This window comes from Exiguobacterium sp. s50 (genome assembly GCF_018618175.1).
GTDB classification, from domain to species: Bacteria; Bacillota; Bacilli; order Exiguobacteriales; family Exiguobacteriaceae; genus Exiguobacterium; species Exiguobacterium chiriqhucha.
This window is the reverse complement of the sequence record NZ_JACSLP010000004.1, coordinates 165,715-181,900: the sequence shown is the minus strand read 5'-3', so window position 1 is coordinate 181,900 and position 16,186 is coordinate 165,715. Positions and strand designations below refer to the sequence as shown.

19 protein-coding genes are annotated in these 16,186 nt (G+C 51.2%); 16 read left to right on the top strand and 3 right to left on the bottom strand.

All coding sequences use genetic code 11. The annotated features are described in order from the left end of the window. Positions 1-26: 26 nt before the first annotated feature. The 4 genes from KNP68_RS07510 (at position 27) to KNP68_RS07495 (ending at position 3,666) form a co-directional block, all read left to right on the top strand. Complete coding sequence (locus KNP68_RS07510; RefSeq protein WP_029594954.1) at positions 27-1,028, top strand: diacylglycerol kinase; 1,002 nt, start codon at positions 27-29, stop codon at positions 1,026-1,028. A gap of 96 nt (positions 1,029-1,124) precedes the next feature. Next, complete coding sequence (rlmD, locus tag KNP68_RS07505) at positions 1,125-2,486, top strand: 23S rRNA (uracil(1939)-C(5))-methyltransferase RlmD (protein ID WP_214799233.1); 1,362 nt, start codon at positions 1,125-1,127, stop codon at positions 2,484-2,486. A gap of 76 nt (positions 2,487-2,562) precedes the next feature. Beyond that, a complete protein-coding gene (locus KNP68_RS07500) occupies positions 2,563-3,099 on the top strand; it encodes a GNAT family N-acetyltransferase (protein ID WP_029594956.1) in 537 nt (178 codons plus the stop codon). Positions 3,100-3,135: 36 nt separating this feature from the next. Further along, complete coding sequence (locus tag KNP68_RS07495) at positions 3,136-3,666, top strand: DM13 domain-containing protein (RefSeq protein ID WP_029594957.1); 531 nt, start codon at positions 3,136-3,138, stop codon at positions 3,664-3,666. A gap of 104 nt (positions 3,667-3,770) precedes the next feature. Here KNP68_RS07495 and KNP68_RS07490 read toward each other — a convergent pair whose 3' ends face one another. The 3 genes from KNP68_RS07490 to KNP68_RS07480 form a co-directional block, all read right to left on the bottom strand. Beyond that, positions 3,771-4,490: a Fic/DOC family protein gene (locus KNP68_RS07490; protein WP_029594958.1), complete on the bottom strand. Its 720-nt coding sequence runs from the start codon at positions 4,488-4,490 to the stop codon at positions 3,771-3,773. Next, positions 4,490-4,678, bottom strand: a complete 189-nt coding sequence (locus KNP68_RS15250) for an antitoxin VbhA family protein (protein WP_029594959.1) — start codon at positions 4,676-4,678, stop codon at positions 4,490-4,492. Before KNP68_RS15250 ends, KNP68_RS07490 begins: the two co-directional genes overlap by 1 nt. A 147-nt stretch (positions 4,679-4,825) precedes the next feature. Then, positions 4,826-5,785 (bottom strand): DUF5692 family protein, encoded by a 960-nt coding sequence (locus tag KNP68_RS07480; protein WP_214799231.1) that lies wholly within the window; start codon positions 5,783-5,785, stop codon positions 4,826-4,828. A 217-nt stretch (positions 5,786-6,002) separates the two neighbouring features. On the opposite strand from KNP68_RS07480, the gene KNP68_RS07475 reads away from it, so the two are divergent. From KNP68_RS07475 to KNP68_RS07420, 12 genes are all read left to right on the top strand, one after another. After that, on the top strand, positions 6,003-6,605 hold the full coding sequence (locus tag KNP68_RS07475; protein WP_131471916.1) for a TetR/AcrR family transcriptional regulator: 603 nt from the start codon (positions 6,003-6,005) through the stop codon (positions 6,603-6,605). 95 nt (positions 6,606-6,700) lie between these two features. Next, positions 6,701-7,708, top strand: a complete 1,008-nt coding sequence (locus KNP68_RS07470) for a tRNA dihydrouridine synthase (RefSeq protein WP_214717982.1) — start codon at positions 6,701-6,703, stop codon at positions 7,706-7,708. A 93-nt stretch (positions 7,709-7,801) separates the two neighbouring features. Continuing rightward, positions 7,802-8,482: a response regulator transcription factor gene (locus KNP68_RS07465; protein ID WP_214799229.1), complete on the top strand. Its 681-nt coding sequence runs from the start codon at positions 7,802-7,804 to the stop codon at positions 8,480-8,482. A gap of 1 nt (position 8,483) precedes the next feature. Then, positions 8,484-9,488: a sensor histidine kinase gene (locus KNP68_RS07460; protein WP_214799227.1), complete on the top strand. Its 1,005-nt coding sequence runs from the start codon at positions 8,484-8,486 to the stop codon at positions 9,486-9,488. Positions 9,489-9,573: 85 nt separating this feature from the next. After that, positions 9,574-10,257, top strand: coding sequence for an ABC transporter ATP-binding protein (locus tag KNP68_RS07455; RefSeq protein WP_021066503.1), 684 nt, complete (start codon positions 9,574-9,576; stop codon positions 10,255-10,257). Continuing rightward, positions 10,254-12,824: an ABC transporter permease gene (locus KNP68_RS07450; RefSeq protein ID WP_214799225.1), complete on the top strand. Its 2,571-nt coding sequence runs from the start codon at positions 10,254-10,256 to the stop codon at positions 12,822-12,824. The genes KNP68_RS07455 and KNP68_RS07450 overlap by 4 nt, the downstream gene beginning before the upstream one ends. A 74-nt stretch (positions 12,825-12,898) precedes the next feature. Further along, positions 12,899-13,408, top strand: a complete 510-nt coding sequence (locus KNP68_RS07445) for a HEAT repeat domain-containing protein (RefSeq protein ID WP_214799223.1) — start codon at positions 12,899-12,901, stop codon at positions 13,406-13,408. 57 nt (positions 13,409-13,465) lie between these two features. Next, positions 13,466-14,011, top strand: coding sequence for an RNA polymerase sigma factor (locus tag KNP68_RS07440; RefSeq protein ID WP_214799221.1), 546 nt, complete (start codon positions 13,466-13,468; stop codon positions 14,009-14,011). Further along, positions 14,008-14,742, top strand: coding sequence for a hypothetical protein (locus tag KNP68_RS07435; RefSeq protein ID WP_214799219.1), 735 nt, complete (start codon positions 14,008-14,010; stop codon positions 14,740-14,742). The genes KNP68_RS07440 and KNP68_RS07435 overlap by 4 nt, the downstream gene beginning before the upstream one ends. Before the next feature lie 33 nt (positions 14,743-14,775). Then, on the top strand, positions 14,776-14,949 hold the full coding sequence (locus KNP68_RS07430) for a hypothetical protein (RefSeq protein ID WP_158001040.1): 174 nt from the start codon (positions 14,776-14,778) through the stop codon (positions 14,947-14,949). Between the two features lie 151 nt (positions 14,950-15,100). After that, positions 15,101-15,751: an SIMPL domain-containing protein gene (locus tag KNP68_RS07425; protein WP_029594971.1), complete on the top strand. Its 651-nt coding sequence runs from the start codon at positions 15,101-15,103 to the stop codon at positions 15,749-15,751. After that, positions 15,748-16,176, top strand: a complete 429-nt coding sequence (locus KNP68_RS07420; RefSeq protein ID WP_029594972.1) for a hypothetical protein — start codon at positions 15,748-15,750, stop codon at positions 16,174-16,176. Before KNP68_RS07425 ends, KNP68_RS07420 begins: the two co-directional genes overlap by 4 nt. Positions 16,177-16,186 lie beyond the last annotated feature (10 nt).

Here is a 16,186-nt window from a genome sequence, read left to right as displayed (position 1 = left end):
CGACTTGAGCATGGGGAGAGAATAGTATGCAACGAAAACGCGCACGGGTCATCTATAACCCGACATCTGGAAAAGAAGTGATCAAACGGGAACTCCCGTACATTTTGAACCGCCTCGAGGATGCGGGTTATGAGACGTCGACGTACGCGACGAAAGCAATCGGCGACGCGACGCTCGAAGCCGTTCGAGCCGCGGAGGCCGAGTTCGACTTGATTATCGCGGCTGGTGGGGACGGGACGCTGAACGAGGTTATCTCGGGACTCGCCCCGCTCGACACGCGTCCGACGATCGGACTCATCCCAGTCGGAACGACGAACGACTTTGCCCGAGCGATGCGGATTCCGCTCAACGTCGTCGGTGCCCTCGACGTCATCTGTGACGGTTTCGAGATGCCGGTCGACCTCGGTGAGATTGAAGGGGAGACAGGGGATATCCACTACTTCATCAATATCGCCGGTGGCGGCATCATGACGGAGCTGTCGTACGAGGTGCCGTCGAAACTGAAGACGGCGCTCGGTCAGCTCGCCTATTACGTCAAAGGGATGGAGAAGCTTCCACTCATCAAGCCGACGTATATCGAGCTCGAGCACGACGAGGGCACGTTCAGCGGCGAGGTCATGATTTTCCTCACGTCGAACTCGAACTCGGTCGGTGGCTTCGAGAAGATTTCACCACACGCCTCACTGAACGACGGACTGTTCGACTTGTTCATCTTGCGCAAGTGTAACTTGTTCGAGTTCATCCACGTCGTCGGTTTGTTGCTCCGTGGTGAGCACTTGTCGAGTCCGCTCGTCGAGCACGTCAAGACGGGACGCGTCAAGATGAAGACGACGACGGAACGGATGAGTCTCAATATCGACGGCGAATACGGCGGCGAATGCACGGGCGAGATGCGAAACTTGTTCCGTCACTTGACGGTGCTCGCACCGAACGCGCGCATCCGTGAGATGGAAGACTTGAACGCCCAGTATGAACGCGAGCAGATGATCAAACAGCTGTTCAACGTGTCAAACGAGAAAGCAGAATGATTCGGCTCGGCGTGGCGCACACGCCGAGCTTTTCGTTCGCTTGGAACGGGTATGAACCAATACACACTATTTTTTGAATCGGGAAAGGAGAGACTCATGTTACCAGTCCAAAAAAATGACCGTCTCGACGTCCACATCCACGACCTCACGCATGAGGGCGCGGGCGTGGCACGCGTCGACGGTTATACGTTGTTCGTCCCGAACGCACTTCCGGGAGAGACCGTGGAGATCGTCGTGACGAAGACGAATAAACAGTACGGGTTCGCCCGCTTGATCGATGTGAAAGAAGCGAGTGCGGACCGCGTTGAGCCACCGTGCCCGATTTTCTATCAGTGCGGGGGCTGTCAGCTCCAACACTTCAGCTACGACGGCCAGCTCCGTCAAAAACGGGACCGTGTCGTCGATGCGTTGAAGCGACTTGGCCAATTCGATGTGCCTGTCCACGAGACGATCGGCATGCCGGAACCATGGCGTTACCGCAACAAGGCGCAAGTGCCGTTCAAAGACGAGGCCGGCCGCCTCGTCGCCGGTTTTTATCGTCCACGTTCGCACGACATCGTCGAGATGAAGGAATGTCTCATCCAAGACGAGCGCAACGATGAGGCCGTCCAAGTCGTCCGTGACGTGCTCGCGGCGCACGGTGTGCCGGCGTACGATGAGAAGACCGGGCGCGGCGTCATCCGCCACGTCATGGCCCGTTACGGCTACCATTCGGGTGAATTGATGATCGTCCTCATCACGAAGACGACGAAAATCAAAGGCGTGAATGAGATTGTCGCCGACATCTTGAAACGTCTGCCGGACTTGACGTCGATCATGCAAAACGTCAACCCGGACAAGACGAACGTCATCTTAGGGTCGACGAACAAATTGTTGTATGGCCATGAGACGATTGAGGACAAGATCGGTGGACTGACGTTCACGATTTCCCCGCACTCGTTCTTCCAAGTCAACCCGGTCCAGACGGAGAAGCTATACGGCAAGGCGCTTGAATACGCGCAACTCACCGGGACCGAGCAAGTCGTCGACGCCTATTGCGGCATCGGGACGATCAGTCTGTTCCTTGCCCGGAAAGCGGCGCACGTATACGGCGTCGAAGTCGTACCGGAAGCGATTGAGGACGCGAAACAGAACGCGCTCGTCAACGAAATCGACAACGTGACATACGCGTGTGGAGCGGCAGAAGATGTGTTGCCAAAGTGGAAGCAGGATGGCATCAATCCTGACGTCATCGTCGTCGATCCACCACGTAAAGGCTGTGCCGAGTCGTTCCTTGAGACGATGGTCGAGATGGCACCGAAGCGGATCGTTTACGTGTCGTGTAACGTCGCGACGCAGGCGCGCGATATGCGTTACCTCGCCGACCGCGGCTACCGACTTGTCGAAGTCACACCGGTCGACATGTTCCCGCATACGGCGCATGTGGAGACGGTGGCGTGGTTAGAGAAAGTGGAATAAGATGAATACAGATGAACCTTCGATTTTGTTTGAAATCGGAGGTTTTTTTAGGATCAAGACGATAAGGAGCGTGTGGATGAAGATTCAGCGTTATGTAGAGTTAGAACTTGATGAGACATTGAGTAATGAAATCAGTGAGTTGTTGGTGGTGTCATTTGAACCGCTCTATCCGAATCGTCGATATTTCAAGCAATTGCCTCACCTCCGTCTTCTCGCTTTTGGGGACGAAGGTCAAGTCGTTGGTCATGTCGGACTAGACTATCGAGTGATGAATTTGAACGGGGAACCGATTCAAGTTCTTGGTGTGATTGATTTATGCGTCAAAAAAGAGATGCAGGGCGACGGTATTGGTAAGGCGTTATTGGATGAGGTCATTGGTGTAGGAGAGACGAATCAAGTCGATTTCCTCTTATTGTTTGCGGACCGACCTGATCTTTATTTACGAGCGGGATTCAACCATGTCAACAACACGTGTACGTGGCTCAAAATCGACGATGAACGGCAGATGACACGTGGAATTGGGGAAGCATCCTTTGATGAGTTGATGATTCGGCCTGTAGGGAATAAAGCATGGTCGGACGGTCATTTGGATTTAGTAGGTTACTTGTACTGAGAACTGAAGATTTTCTCATGAAAAGGAGTGAAGAGGATGCGAAACGTGACAAAAGTGATCCTAGGTATAGTGGGAGTAGCCGTCCTGTTGATTGGGTGGTGGCTCATTTCTCCTATTTTCTTGGACGAGACGGTTGATGAGGGACTTCCGCCGACGTCAATTGACGCAACTGTAGACGAGGAGGGCGAAGCCGAGGAAGCGACGGAACCCCCGTCGTCTGAGGATGACGGCACCGCTAAGGAGTTTGCCGACTTGGCAGGAGTGTTCATGGATGGAGAAAAGAACTATGAAACGTCAGGGAACATTCAAACGATCCGTGCAGAAGACGGCGTGTACCTGCGCTTCGAAGATTTCCAAACGACAAATGGGCCCGACTTGTTCGTCTATTTGATTCAGCCGGAGATGGAGACGACAGAAGGAATTCGTCTAGGCGCATTAAAGGGCAATACCGGGAACCAAAATTATTTGATTCCTGAAGATGTTGATTTCACGCAATACACGACCGTCGTGATCTGGTGTCGGGCGTTCGATGCAACGTTTGGTACGGGAGAGTTAAGTCCACAATAACGCGAATACATTAAAAGTTAAGGCCTTCATCTAATGACATAAGAAAAACAACAACCTTAGTGTGACCGATGAACGGTTTCTCTAAGGTTGTCTGTTTTTTTGAATTATGATTCATGAGGGTCTGTAGAGAACGGATTCTCTTCGTAACTAGAAACGTTATATGAACCAATTGTGCGATACTTTTCAGAAGAAGCGTCACTATCTGACAAGCTATTAGAGACATCAATAGATAAAGCATCATTTATGATTTTGTATAAATAGGTCGGATCTGGCACTTCATTGATGGCAGCCATGACGAGGGCATTTCTAAGGTAACCAGCGTTATTAGAAAGCAATTCTGCATTAAAAGACAAATTATGATGTTGAGCGAAAAGTTTCATGAAAACAGAAACGGTACGGGTATTCCCTTCGCGAAAAGGATGAACCCGCCACAAATCTGTCATTAGCTTAGCGAAATAGATGGGCAGTCGTATATTTTGATGGGTCCATGTGATTTTTTGTTTCCAATCAAAGATAGATGCTAAGTCCGTTTGAATCTGCAAAGAATCACTGTAAATCACAGATATACCGCCCAAAATTCGCTCATTTTTATAGATATTGATTGAGCGAAAATCGCCGGCCCATTCATATAGTTCGTTGAATAGATGTCGATGGATTTGTTGTAGAGAATGATAACTATCGAAGTCTACTTTCGAAATGAGCGATTCGATTTCTAATAAGTTTGCAATGATAAGTTGCGCTTCAACAGTAATCAGTTGTTGCTCGTCAGTTATCCCAAGCTTATTTATAAGCACACTTGTATTGGGGTAAACGTAAGGATCCATTAGGATTGCTGTGCTTTCGCATACTGCTCCATAATGGCTTGTTTAAACTGAGCTGAAGTGATCTCGCCATTTTCATATCGACTTAGCAATTTTTGTGTGAAAGGACTTGGTTTTCCCCCATCGATTGCAGCCATACCAACTGCAAATTTCACTTGTTTTTGACGTTCGATATATGAATTCTTATCCACTTTTCTCACCCTTTTCACTTTGATCAAATTATTTACAATTATATCATACACGGAAAATCTTTTTTGAAGAGGCAACTTATTTTCAGCTGCTCTCAAAGCTATCTAAATGCACGTAACAAAAGACGGGCATTGAGGCCCGTCTTTTGTTTACAATGCTTTACCGATGACAGCTTCCCGTTCAGGAGCAGTGTCTTCGCGCATCGCATCAATTTCTTTATATTCGTTCGTATCTTTCCACAACTCATCTTTCAACGGATTGAGTTTGTATTTGACAATCCGTATCACTTGCCAGACGGCGAGGACGACGTTCAGTGCCAAACTGAGCAGGGCGATCGTCCAGTTCGCTGCCGGGTTGTATGACACACTCACATTGAACGTGCTACCGACAGCAAAGAAGTAAGGGAACGTCATGACCCACATCATCCAAAACGAAAGCGTCTGGGCACGGTTTTGCATCCATGTACCTTTTGCCCATAAGAGTACGGGCACTGTCGCAGCGATGTTCAAAGCGAAGCCTGAGTAAAAAGCGTTACCCGGTGCACATGAATAGACGTAGGCGATGTTCCAAACACCATAGGCGATAATCCATAGCTTCGTCTGGTCGGGCCAGAGCATGTCTTTTTTCTTACCAGATGTCGCGAAGATCCCGACCCAGCCGCAGATGAGGACCAAGTTCAAGATTCCGGCGACGGCGTTCACGTAGTTCCACCCGCCCGAGATGTAGTACATCCCATCGACCATCCCTTCAAATCCCATGATGCCGACTTGGAACTCTCGAACGACGGCCTCGGCGATGTTGAGTGCCAAAATACCTGGGACGAGCATCAAATACCATGGATGCTTCTTATGGTAATCGGTGAAGCGGATGACCATGTAAATCAAGCTTCCGGCCAATGCTGAATACACTTTCACCCAATGGAACCATGAGGTGATTTCAGGATCGGCGGTGAAAAACCAAATCGGGGTTAAGGCGATCGGTACGGCCATGAACATGAAGATACTTGCTTTTTTGCTAGATCGGACGATTTCATTCAACCCGATTAATAGACCGAAGACGACGAACCACATCACGACATTGTACCAAGGGATAGACTCAAAGAAGAACATACGATAACGCCCCTTTCATTTCTAAAGGATAGTGATGAAGCAACGACGAAAAGATGATGTCTTTAAACATACCGAACGTTCGTTATGTTTATGTGAAAAGTGTAACAAACTAGTGAAAGCGATGTCAATACGGTTTGGTACGTCACAGGGACATGTCATAAATCAGACAAATCATTATGATATAATTAGCCATTATTACGTGAGGAGCGTCGGGCATATGATGAACGAAGGAAAACAAAAGATATTAGAAGCGGCGCGAGCGACGATTATCGAAAACGGGATTCAAGGTACGACGCTTCGAGGAATCGCAAAAAAAGCAGGCTTTAGCACGGGCGCGATCTATCATTATTACAGTTCGAAAGAGGCTATTCTGTATGACGTGATGGACGAAGGATTAGGTGAGATTCGACGAATCGCGACCATCTCGATTGAAGATAAGAAAGAGGCCCGCGAAATCATTCAAGAAATCTTTGATGGGATGCAAGACCGACTCAAAAAAGATGCGGAAAGCCGTTTGCAGTTTTATTTGGCTCATGAGGCGATGCTCGGGAATGTGGAGTTACAAAATAAGTTTAAAGAAAAATACGAGGATTGGATCAATCGCGTCGAAGCTATCTTTGTGAGAGCGTACGGCGTTGAACGCGGACCCTCGACGAGAGCGGTCGCCGCGTGGACGATGGCTGCAATCGATGGGATGGTGCTCCAAACGCTGTTGAATGTTCAAGTTGTCGAATCTGAGCACACGAATCGTATATTAGAGTATTTGCTGCAGGACGGATTTGCTCACTTCTTTAAAATCATCGAAAATGAACAAGGCTGAGCTTTTTAAAGTATTGTCAGTTGATACATTCCCGCGTCCATAATAAGATAGATGAAGTGATTTTATTGGATTGACTACGAAAGGGAATGATTTTTATGAAAGAAAACTTCTGGCGCGATCTGCCGCGTCCATTCTTTATACTTGCCCCGATGGAAGACGTGACCGATGTCGTCTTCCGCCATGTCGTCGCCCATGCCGGCCGACCTGACGTCTTTTTCACCGAGTTCGCGAACTCGGACAGCTATTGCCATCCAGAAGGGAAAGGCAGCTTGCGTGGACGCTTGACGTTTACTGAGGACGAGCAGCCGATGGTCGCCCACATTTGGGGCGACAACCCGGACTACTTCCGCGAGATGAGCATCGGCATGGCCGAGATGGGCTATAAAGGCCTCGACATCAACATGGGTTGCCCGGTCCCGAACGTGGCCAAACGCGGGAAAGGGAGCGGACTCATCCTCCGTCCTGACGTCGCGGCGGAACTCATCCAAGCGGCGAAAGCCGGCGGAATCCCGGTCAGCGTCAAGACGCGTCTCGGTTTTGCGAAGCTCGACGAGTGGCGCGACTGGTTGACGCATCTCTTGAAGCAAGACATCGCCAACTTGTCGATTCACTTGCGCACACGTAACGAGATGAGTAAAGTCGATGCGCACTGGGAGATGATCCCGGATATCGTCAAACTGCGTGATGAGATCGCACCGGATACGCTCATCACGATCAACGGCGACATCCTCGACCGTCAGATGGGTCTCGAACTCGTCGAGAAGTACGGTGTCGACGGCGTCATGATCGGCCGCGGGATTTTCAAGAACCCGTTCGCGTTCGAGAAAGAGCCGCGTGAGCACTCGATGGAAGAGTACCTCGACTTGCTTCGTCTCCAACTCGACCTGCAAGACAAGTTCCAAGAAGAGGTGCCGCGTTCAATCTCGAACTTGCACCGCTTCTTCAAGATTTACGTGAAAGGGTTCCGCGGGGCGAGTGACCTCCGTGTGAAGCTCATGGACACAAAATCGACAGACGAAGTGCGGGCACATCTCGATGCGTTCGTTGAGAACTATCATAGAGAAGAAGCGGCGCTTGCCGAGGCAGCATCGACAGTCGAATAATGTTTTACCGGGATTCAGTGTATACTGGGTCCCTTTTTTCGATAGAATTGGAAGAGAAGTTTGAGTAGTCGAAACGAAACAGGAGGAGTAGACATGCACATTTTAATCGTGGAAGACGACCGGACAATCGCCTCCGGTCTCCAATATTCGCTCGAACAAGAACAATTCACGACGACGTTGTGCCAGAACGCGACCGACGCGACACGTTTGATTGAACAACAGTTACATACGATCGACCTGTGTCTATTCGACTTGTCGTTGCCGGACGGGAGCGGCTATGATTTATGTCGGCTCGTGAAGCAAAAACAGGATACGCCCGTCATCTTTTTGACGGCGTTCGATGATGAAGTGAACGTCGTCATGGGACTCGATATGGGGGCGGACGACTACATCACGAAACCGTTCCGGGTCCGTGAACTCATCTCACGGATTCACTCGGTATTGCGCCGCTACAATAAACAGGCGAGTTCGCCAATTCTGACAATCGGGTCGGTCGAAATCAACACGCAGGACGCCAAAGTCACAAAGGATGGGAGCGAGATTTTATTGACGGCGCTTGAATACCGCTTATTGCTCATCTTCGGCAGACATACAGGACAAGTGTTGTCCCGCGCCCAGCTGCTCGACCAGATTTGGGACATGGGTGGGGACTTCGTGAATGACAATACGTTGACCGTCTACATCAAACGGTTACGCGAGAAGCTCGAAGACGACCCGCAACGGCCGACGTTGATTAAGACGGTTCGCGGGATTGGCTATAAGGTGGAACGCTGACATGTTGCGCAATCGAGAAATCCGTATCTATTTAGTCAGTCTGTTGCTGCTGATTGGGGTGGCTTCTATCGTCGCATCTTTGTTCCTATCGATGGAGGCCGTCATTCTCGTCCTCCTTTTGTCGGTCGCGTTCTTGATCGTGACATATCGGTTCACGACGTGGCGCTATCGGGAAATCAATCAGCTGTCGAGTTACCTGCAAGAGATCAGCAACGGCAATTATAAACTCGATGTCCGCGACAACCGTGAAGGCGAGCTCAGTCTATTGAAGAGCCAAATCTATAAAGTGACGAAGATGCTGTCCGAGCAAGGGACGCATCTCGAAGAGGACAAGCAGAAGTTGACGGATGCCCTCTCCGACATCTCCCATCAGCTGAAAACCCCGCTCACCTCGATGACCGTCATGGCGGACTTGCTCAGTGACCCACGGCTGTCAGATGACAAGCGTCAAGAGTTCACGCATAACGTACAAGTGCAGCTCGAGCGGATGGAGTGGCTCGTCTCGTCACTGCTCAAGCTGTCTAAAATCGATGCCGGGACGATTCAGTTCAAACGGGAACCGGTATCCGTCCCCGCACTCGTTCAAGCCGTGACGAAACCGATGCTCGTGCCAATCGATATCAAAATGCAGCGGCTTCAGATTACGGGTGAGCGTGATGTCACGTTCGAAGGCGACTTGAAGTGGACGACCGAGGCGCTCATCAACATCTTGAAAAATTGCGTCGAACATACACCGGAAGAAGGGGAGCTGTTCATCGAATTTAGCGAGAACACACTGTACACGGAAATCGTCATCCGTGACACGGGGAGCGGCATCGCCAAACAAGACATCCCGTATATTTTCCAACGTTTTTATAAGGGTATGAATGCGAGTGACGACAGCGTCGGCATCGGGCTTGCCATGGCCCACAGCATCATCACAAGCCAACAAGGTGAACTGACCGTCCGCAGTGAACGTGGAGCCGGGACCGCGTTTCAAATTCGATTCTACAAAGCAATCGTCTAAGTGACGAAACAGTCACTTTTGAGTCACGGACGTGTCACACTCGCTCGGTACACTCAAAGTAGATTAAGTACTGGAGGGTGCAACCATGAACATATTAGAAGTGCAACACTTATCGAAAGTATACGGAAAAGACGAGATGGAAGTGCGGGCGCTCGATGACGTGTCGTTCACGGTCAAAAAAGGCGAGTTCGTCTGTATCGTCGGACCGTCGGGCTCGGGGAAGTCGACGTTGTTACATTTGCTCGGCGGTGTCGACGTGCCGACGAGTGGACAGGTGTTGATCGACAATACGGATATTTACAAGTTAGACGAGACACAGCTCGCCATCTTCCGTCGTCGTCAAATCGGTTTGATTTATCAGTTTTACAACTTAATCCCGATTTTGACGGTCGAGGAGAACATCACACTGCCGATGTTGTTGGACGAGCAAAAAGTCGACGCCGCCCATTTGGAGCGCATCATCGGCATCCTTGGTCTGTCGAACCGATTGACTCATCTGCCAAACCAATTGTCTGGCGGGCAGCAACAACGCGTTTCCATCGGTCGGGCGCTCATCAGCAACCCGGCCATCATCTTGGCCGATGAGCCGACAGGGAACTTGGACAGTCAAAACAGTGAAGAAATCATGAGCCTCCTCAAACTGTTCAACAAGAAGTTCAATCAGACGCTGATCATCATCACGCATGACGAACGAATCGCCTTGCAGGCCGACCGGATCATCTCGATCGAGGATGGGAAGATTGCGAAGAACGAGGTCGTCCGCTCATGAACATCATCAATAAAATGACGCTTCGACACTTGCGTGAAAACAAGCGGCGTTCGCTCGTCACCATCATCGGGGTTATCATCTCGGTGGCGATGATCACGGCTGTGACGACACTCGGTTCATCGTTCTTAGACTTGATGATCCGTCAAGACATCGCGGACAATGGAGAATGGCACGTCCAATACATCAACACGAATGAGGAGCAGGTCGAGGCAATTCGAAATGATGCATCGACGAAGGATGTCATCCTTTCAAGTGACGGCTATGCAGAATTAAAGAATTCACAGAATGCCTATAAACCGTACTTATACGTCCGGAACTATAACACGTCAGGGCTCAAGAACTTTCCCGTCGACTTGACGGAGGGACGCTTGCCAAACAAAGAAGGCGAAGTCGTTATTTCTGAGGCCATCCGTCAAAATGCGCAAGTCACGTACAATATCGGGGATGAATTGACGATTGAGATCGGTGAGCGCATGGACGAATCATCAGGTCGCGTATTGACCCAAAACGATGGCTTGATCCGTGACGGGGAGACGATGCTTGAACAGTTGAAAATCGAGGATACGGTGACGTTGACCGTCGTCGGCACGATGACGCGCCCAGCCTGGGAGCCAACGTGGTCGCCGGGCTATACGGTCGTCGGATACATTGACGACAAAGCGTTGAACGGTGCGATCGTCGATACGTTCGTCGCCTTGAACGACGTGAACGGCTCGATCTATGAGGATACGAAACAAGTGATGAACGAACAGAAAATCGAAGGGGTCGCTTATAACTCATCGTTGCTCCGCTATTATGGGGTGACGGATGATGACGGCTTGCGCAAGACGCTGTACGGGTTCGGTGGCATCATCATGGCGGTCATCGTCATCGGCTCGATTTCGCTCATCTATAATGCCTTTGCCATCAGCGTATCTGAGCGCTCACGCTACCTCGGGATGCTCGCGAGTGTCGGGGCGACGAAACGGCAAAAACGAAACTCGGTCTTCTTTGAAGGACTGATCATCGGAGGGATTAGCATCCCGATCGGTATCATCGCCGGGGTGACCGGAATCGGGGTCACGTTCTTGTTCATCAACGCTTTTGCGGAGAAGGCGCTCAACGTGACGGAGAAGTTTGAAGTCGTCGTCACCCCGCTCACACTCCTGTTGACGATCTTCATTTCGAGCGTGACGATTTTCATCTCGTGTTATCTGCCGGCGCGCCGCGCTTCGAAGATTTCTGCGATTGACGCGATTCGTCAGACCCAGGACGTGCGACTGACGTCGAAGAACGTGAAGACGTCGAAACTCGTGCGACGGATCTTCGGATTGGAAGCGGAGATTGGGCTGAAAAACACAAAACGCAACCGGAAACGGTATTTGGCGACGGTGTTCTCGCTCGTCATCAGTATCGTGCTGTTTTTAGTCGTCAGTTACTTCACGGATCGACTCGAACAGTCACTTGAGATGTCACAAGGCACGTACGAGTTCGACATTCTCGTGAACGGGTCGAATCTCAGTAAAGATGACTTACGTCGCTATGAGACGTTGGATCATGTGACGAGCGGGACGTACTTCGAGAACACGACCGTCCAGACGGTGGTTGACGAAGCGCGGTTACCGAGCGCGGTCACCGAGAATGAAGACTTGGTGTCCACGTTCGTCGATGGGAAATTTGTGTACTACGTTTCTCTTTATCAATTAGATGATGAAAGTTTCGATGCGTACTTGAAGCAGATCGGGGCAGCCGCCAGCAATTTTGAAGATGGAGATGTCCCAGGCGCCGTTTTGATTGATGAAGTGTCGTATCAAGATGTGGACAAGAAAAAGTTCGTCAATTCGAAGACGATTGAGACCGAAATTGGCGATACGCTTGAACTCCGGGACGAGAATGCGACGGACGAGGCGGCACCGCTTAAAACGATCAAAATCGGAGCCATGACCGACGTCGCCCCGACCGGTGTGATGACGAGTTCACTCGGATGGCTCGATGTGATCGTCCGGGAAGGGACGTTCGAAAAAGATGCGATTGGGAAGTTGATGCAGCAGTCGAGCCCATCAATCGCCTTGAACACGAGCAATCCTGAGGCGACACAACAAGTCATTGAAGCAGAGCAAAATATGGACCAATATATCTTCAACGTCTCGGAACAGCGCGAACAGCAAGAGCAAATCTTGTTGCTGTTATCGATTTTCGTCTATGGGTTCATCGTCTTGATCTCGCTCATCTCGGTGGCGAACATCTTCAACACGATCTCGACGAGCGTCTCGCTCCGTCGTCGCGAATTCGCGATGCTGCGGTCGGTCGGGATGACACCGAAAGGGTTCAACAAGATGGTGTATTATGAGAGCATCTTCTACGGCATGAAGGCGTTGGCGTATGGCGTGCCGCTCAGTGTGCTCATCATGTACCTCATTTATCGTGCGCAAATCAACACGTTCGAAGCCCCGTTCACGTTGCCGTGGGGCGACATCTTGTTCGTCACGGTCGTGATTTTCCTCATCGTCGGTTCTTCGATGTTATATGCCATTTCGAAAGTGAAGTCGGATAATATCATCGACCGGTTGAAGCAAGAGAATAACTAATAGGGTTGTAACGGGATTCAGTGTCTACTGAATCCCGTTTTTTGTAAAATGAGAGAGAAGAAAGAGGTGGGAGAATGGACATCCGAGAAGTATTGAGTGGTGGAGATTTGCGCTCGGTCGGTCGCGTCGATGAGGTCGTCGAATTTGTTGGGAACGACCCGGGCCGATTCAGTGAATTGATGACCGGCTTGACCGATGCCCGTCCCGTCGTCCGGATGCGGAGTGCGGACGCGATGGAGAAAGTGACGCGTCGTCACCCCGAGCTGCTGGAAGCGCATCAGTCATCCTTGTTCGAGCAGCTGCATATCGCTACCCAACAAGAAGTGAGGTGGCATTTGGCACAACTCATGTCGCGGATGATATGGACTGAGGAAGAGGCGTCCGACATCGCTCACGTGCTCACCGATTGGATTACCGCAGAGACGAGCAGTATCGTCATCGTCAATGCTCTGCAGGCAATCTTCGACTTGAGCGCCGTGCATCCACGATTCCGGGACGAGCTGAAAGCATTGCTCGAGTCGCAACGCGAGACGGGGAGCCCGGCCGTGAAGAGCCGCTCCAAAAAACTTTTACAGAAGTTGTGACCGATGGATTTCATTTCCGGTCTATAAAGATGTAAGTACATCGAGAGGGGGATTCGATTGGACGATCAAGCGATTATCGATTTGTATTGGAGGCGTTCCGAGCGAGCGATTGAGGCGACGGCGCAAAAGTACGGCGGCTATTGTCATACGATTTCCTATAACATTTTGCATAGCCGGGAGGACGCGGACGAGTGCGTCAATGACACGTACATGAAGGCGTGGCAAGCAATTCCGCCGACACGTCCAGCGCGGTTCGCTGCCTACTTGGCAAAGCTGGTCCGGAACGTCGCGCTCCACAAGTATGAGAAAGCGAACGCCAAGAAGCGTGGAGCGGGGCAAGTCCCGCTTATCGCGAGCGAGCTCGAGCACTGTCTCGCCGCCTCCGCCGCGACCGATTCGGAAATCGTCGAGTTGTTGAACGACTTTTTGGCCCAGTTGCCGCAAGAGACCCGGCAGATTTTCATGGGGCGTTACTTTCACTTTCAGTCGATCAAGGATATCGCGAAGATACGCAACGTGAGCGAGAGCAAGGTGAAAATGGTGCTGCTTCGGACACGGAACGACTTGAAGCAAGTACTCGAAGCGGAAGGGGTGGCGCTATGAGGCTCACACGTTTGATGGGGGACGTCGATGACCGTTTCGTCGAGGAATCGATGGAAGTCGAGGGAAAGAAACGGAGACATAGGCGTTGGATGGGCGATCTCATCGCTGTCGCTGCCGTCACACTCTTTGCCGTGACATGGGATGGGTTTAAAGAACAGATCCCGCTGTCGGACAGCTCGAGCAATATGTCGGTCGCGTATATCGATGAAAAGGACATCGATGTCGGGATGTCGTCGGCAAACCTGATCGAGATGAGTGAAGATGAACTGTTCTCGAAATGGGAGCCTGTCGTGGTGCGAGGCGTCGTCAAACAGATTGACCACATCGAGCTCGATTTCAACGGACAAGAGGAATATCAGTCGATCGTGACGATCGGCGTGACAGACGTCTATCGGGGCGAGGTTGAGCCGGGGAGTGAGATGAAAGTACTCACCGTTGCAGGTGTCGGTTCGAAAGTGCTTCAGTCGGATGCGGACATCATCTCCGAGCTTCGCCTCGGCATGGAAGGGATTTTTATGCCGAGACTGCATGACACTTCCCACGTCTGGTCACAAAACGGGGCCACGCTTCAAGTCATGGATGTGAGTGATTACGGCTTTCCGGACGGTGAGCGATACATGTTCCTGAACACGGACGAAGGGCTCGTCTTCAGTCGAGACGCCTATCCGTCGCTACGTGGGGCTGAAACACTCGATGACGTAGAGGCGTTCATGATGGACCGGTTCCGTTAACGGGAAGGGATATATAGGAGAGGGGAGACTACGATGACAGAACAGAGTTGGCGAGCGTCGGGTGTAGGACTCGGACTAGTGTTTGGAGCGGGGATTGGCATCATCAGTTCGCTCCTACTCGGATTTGAATTGGTGTATGGGATTGCGACAGGAACAGCACTCGGCTATCTCATCGGACTCGTGGTGTCATTGACAACTCGGGCGTGAGAAGTGAAAAGCGTAAAAATAATCAACCTCACCGATGATGGGAGATTGATGAATTCTATGAAGATTAAAGCTGAAACTTACTTACACGAATGAGGCTCCATCAATTGGTCTAAAAAATCACATGATTTTAAACTCAGAAGGGGGAAATCATATGGACCGCACCATCACCGTGAAAGGCACAGGGAAAGTATCGGCCAAGCCTGATTTGATTGTCGTGAGAATGGATTTAACGTCACGAGCTGTCCGCTATGAGGAGACGATGAACGGGGCGGCACTCGCCGTCACGCGGCTGCAAAAGGCAGTCGAGCAGGCCGGATTCGAGAAGGCAGCGCTCAAAACGACCGACTTCTCGATCGACACCGACTATGAGAGCTACCGCGACAAACAAGGCAACTACAAGTCTCGGTTCCGGGGTTACGTCTGTCAGCAGAAGACGAAGCTCGAGTTTCCGCTCGATACGAAACAGTTGTCCGCGGTCATCGAACACGTCAGCAACTCGTTAGCCGAACCGAAGCTGTCCATCTCGTTCACGATCAAGGATGCGGATTCGGTTCAAGATGAACTGCTCGCGAGCGCGGCGGCGAACGCGCGCCATCGGGCCGAACTGTTGGCGAAAGGGGCCGGGGCGACGCTAGGCGATTTGCTTCAAATCGACTATACGTGGGGCGAGCTCCATCTTTATTCGCCGACGCGTCTCACACTTCATGACGAGGTGCTCTTCTCGGAGGCGGCGATGCCGGAACTCGAACCGGACGAGATTGACTTGAGCGACTCGGCGACGTTCGTGTGGGCGATTCGATGAGACGTGTCATCGGATTGGTGCTATTGTTTCTATCCATCTCCTTGTCGGCCCAAGCTTTGTCGTGGGCGTATGCGTTCGTCGTGTTGGACGGACGGGTGTATGAGGTGATGGATGTCGCCGTATTGGAGGGCGACTTAGGTGAGGTCGTCGGTGAAGTGAGGACGATGGCCGACGATATGGACGGCAGCTATCACGGGGACGCCTCGAACATGTATCCGATCGGGACGACCTATCGGAAAGTGAACGGGGAAGCGATTGAGGACGTGCTCGCGGTCGAGGACGAGGCTGGGTGGAAGCGGGCCGAGTATCGGCATGACGCTCCGTTCAGCATGCGTGACCATTTGGATAAGGTGGCGTATGGGGCGCTTGCTGTCGGTGTGATCGTCTTTGTGTCTATACGTGTGAAGAAAAGACATGAAAATTAAATGAATCCAT

Coding starts and splice junctions, on each gene's coding strand:
- KNP68_RS07510 (WP_029594954.1), top strand. CDS start 27: ATGCAACGAAAACGCGCACGGGTCATCTATAACCCGACATCTGGAAAA.
- rlmD (WP_214799233.1), top strand. CDS start 1,125: ATGTTACCAGTCCAAAAAAATGACCGTCTCGACGTCCACATCCACGAC.
- KNP68_RS07500 (WP_029594956.1), top strand. CDS start 2,563: ATGAAGATTCAGCGTTATGTAGAGTTAGAACTTGATGAGACATTGAGT.
- KNP68_RS07495 (WP_029594957.1), top strand. CDS start 3,136: ATGCGAAACGTGACAAAAGTGATCCTAGGTATAGTGGGAGTAGCCGTC.
- KNP68_RS07490 (WP_029594958.1), bottom strand. CDS start 4,490: ATGGATCCTTACGTTTACCCCAATACAAGTGTGCTTATAAATAAGCTT.
- KNP68_RS07480 (WP_214799231.1), bottom strand. CDS start 5,785: ATGTTCTTCTTTGAGTCTATCCCTTGGTACAATGTCGTGATGTGGTTC.
- KNP68_RS07475 (WP_131471916.1), top strand. CDS start 6,003: ATGATGAACGAAGGAAAACAAAAGATATTAGAAGCGGCGCGAGCGACG.
- KNP68_RS07470 (WP_214717982.1), top strand. CDS start 6,701: ATGAAAGAAAACTTCTGGCGCGATCTGCCGCGTCCATTCTTTATACTT.
- KNP68_RS07465 (WP_214799229.1), top strand. CDS start 7,802: ATGCACATTTTAATCGTGGAAGACGACCGGACAATCGCCTCCGGTCTC.
- KNP68_RS07460 (WP_214799227.1), top strand. CDS start 8,484: ATGTTGCGCAATCGAGAAATCCGTATCTATTTAGTCAGTCTGTTGCTG.
- KNP68_RS07455 (WP_021066503.1), top strand. CDS start 9,574: ATGAACATATTAGAAGTGCAACACTTATCGAAAGTATACGGAAAAGAC.
- KNP68_RS07450 (WP_214799225.1), top strand. CDS start 10,254: ATGAACATCATCAATAAAATGACGCTTCGACACTTGCGTGAAAACAAG.
- KNP68_RS07445 (WP_214799223.1), top strand. CDS start 12,899: ATGGACATCCGAGAAGTATTGAGTGGTGGAGATTTGCGCTCGGTCGGT.
- KNP68_RS07435 (WP_214799219.1), top strand. CDS start 14,008: ATGAGGCTCACACGTTTGATGGGGGACGTCGATGACCGTTTCGTCGAG.
- KNP68_RS07430 (WP_158001040.1), top strand. CDS start 14,776: ATGACAGAACAGAGTTGGCGAGCGTCGGGTGTAGGACTCGGACTAGTG.
- KNP68_RS07425 (WP_029594971.1), top strand. CDS start 15,101: ATGGACCGCACCATCACCGTGAAAGGCACAGGGAAAGTATCGGCCAAG.
- KNP68_RS07420 (WP_029594972.1), top strand. CDS start 15,748: ATGAGACGTGTCATCGGATTGGTGCTATTGTTTCTATCCATCTCCTTG.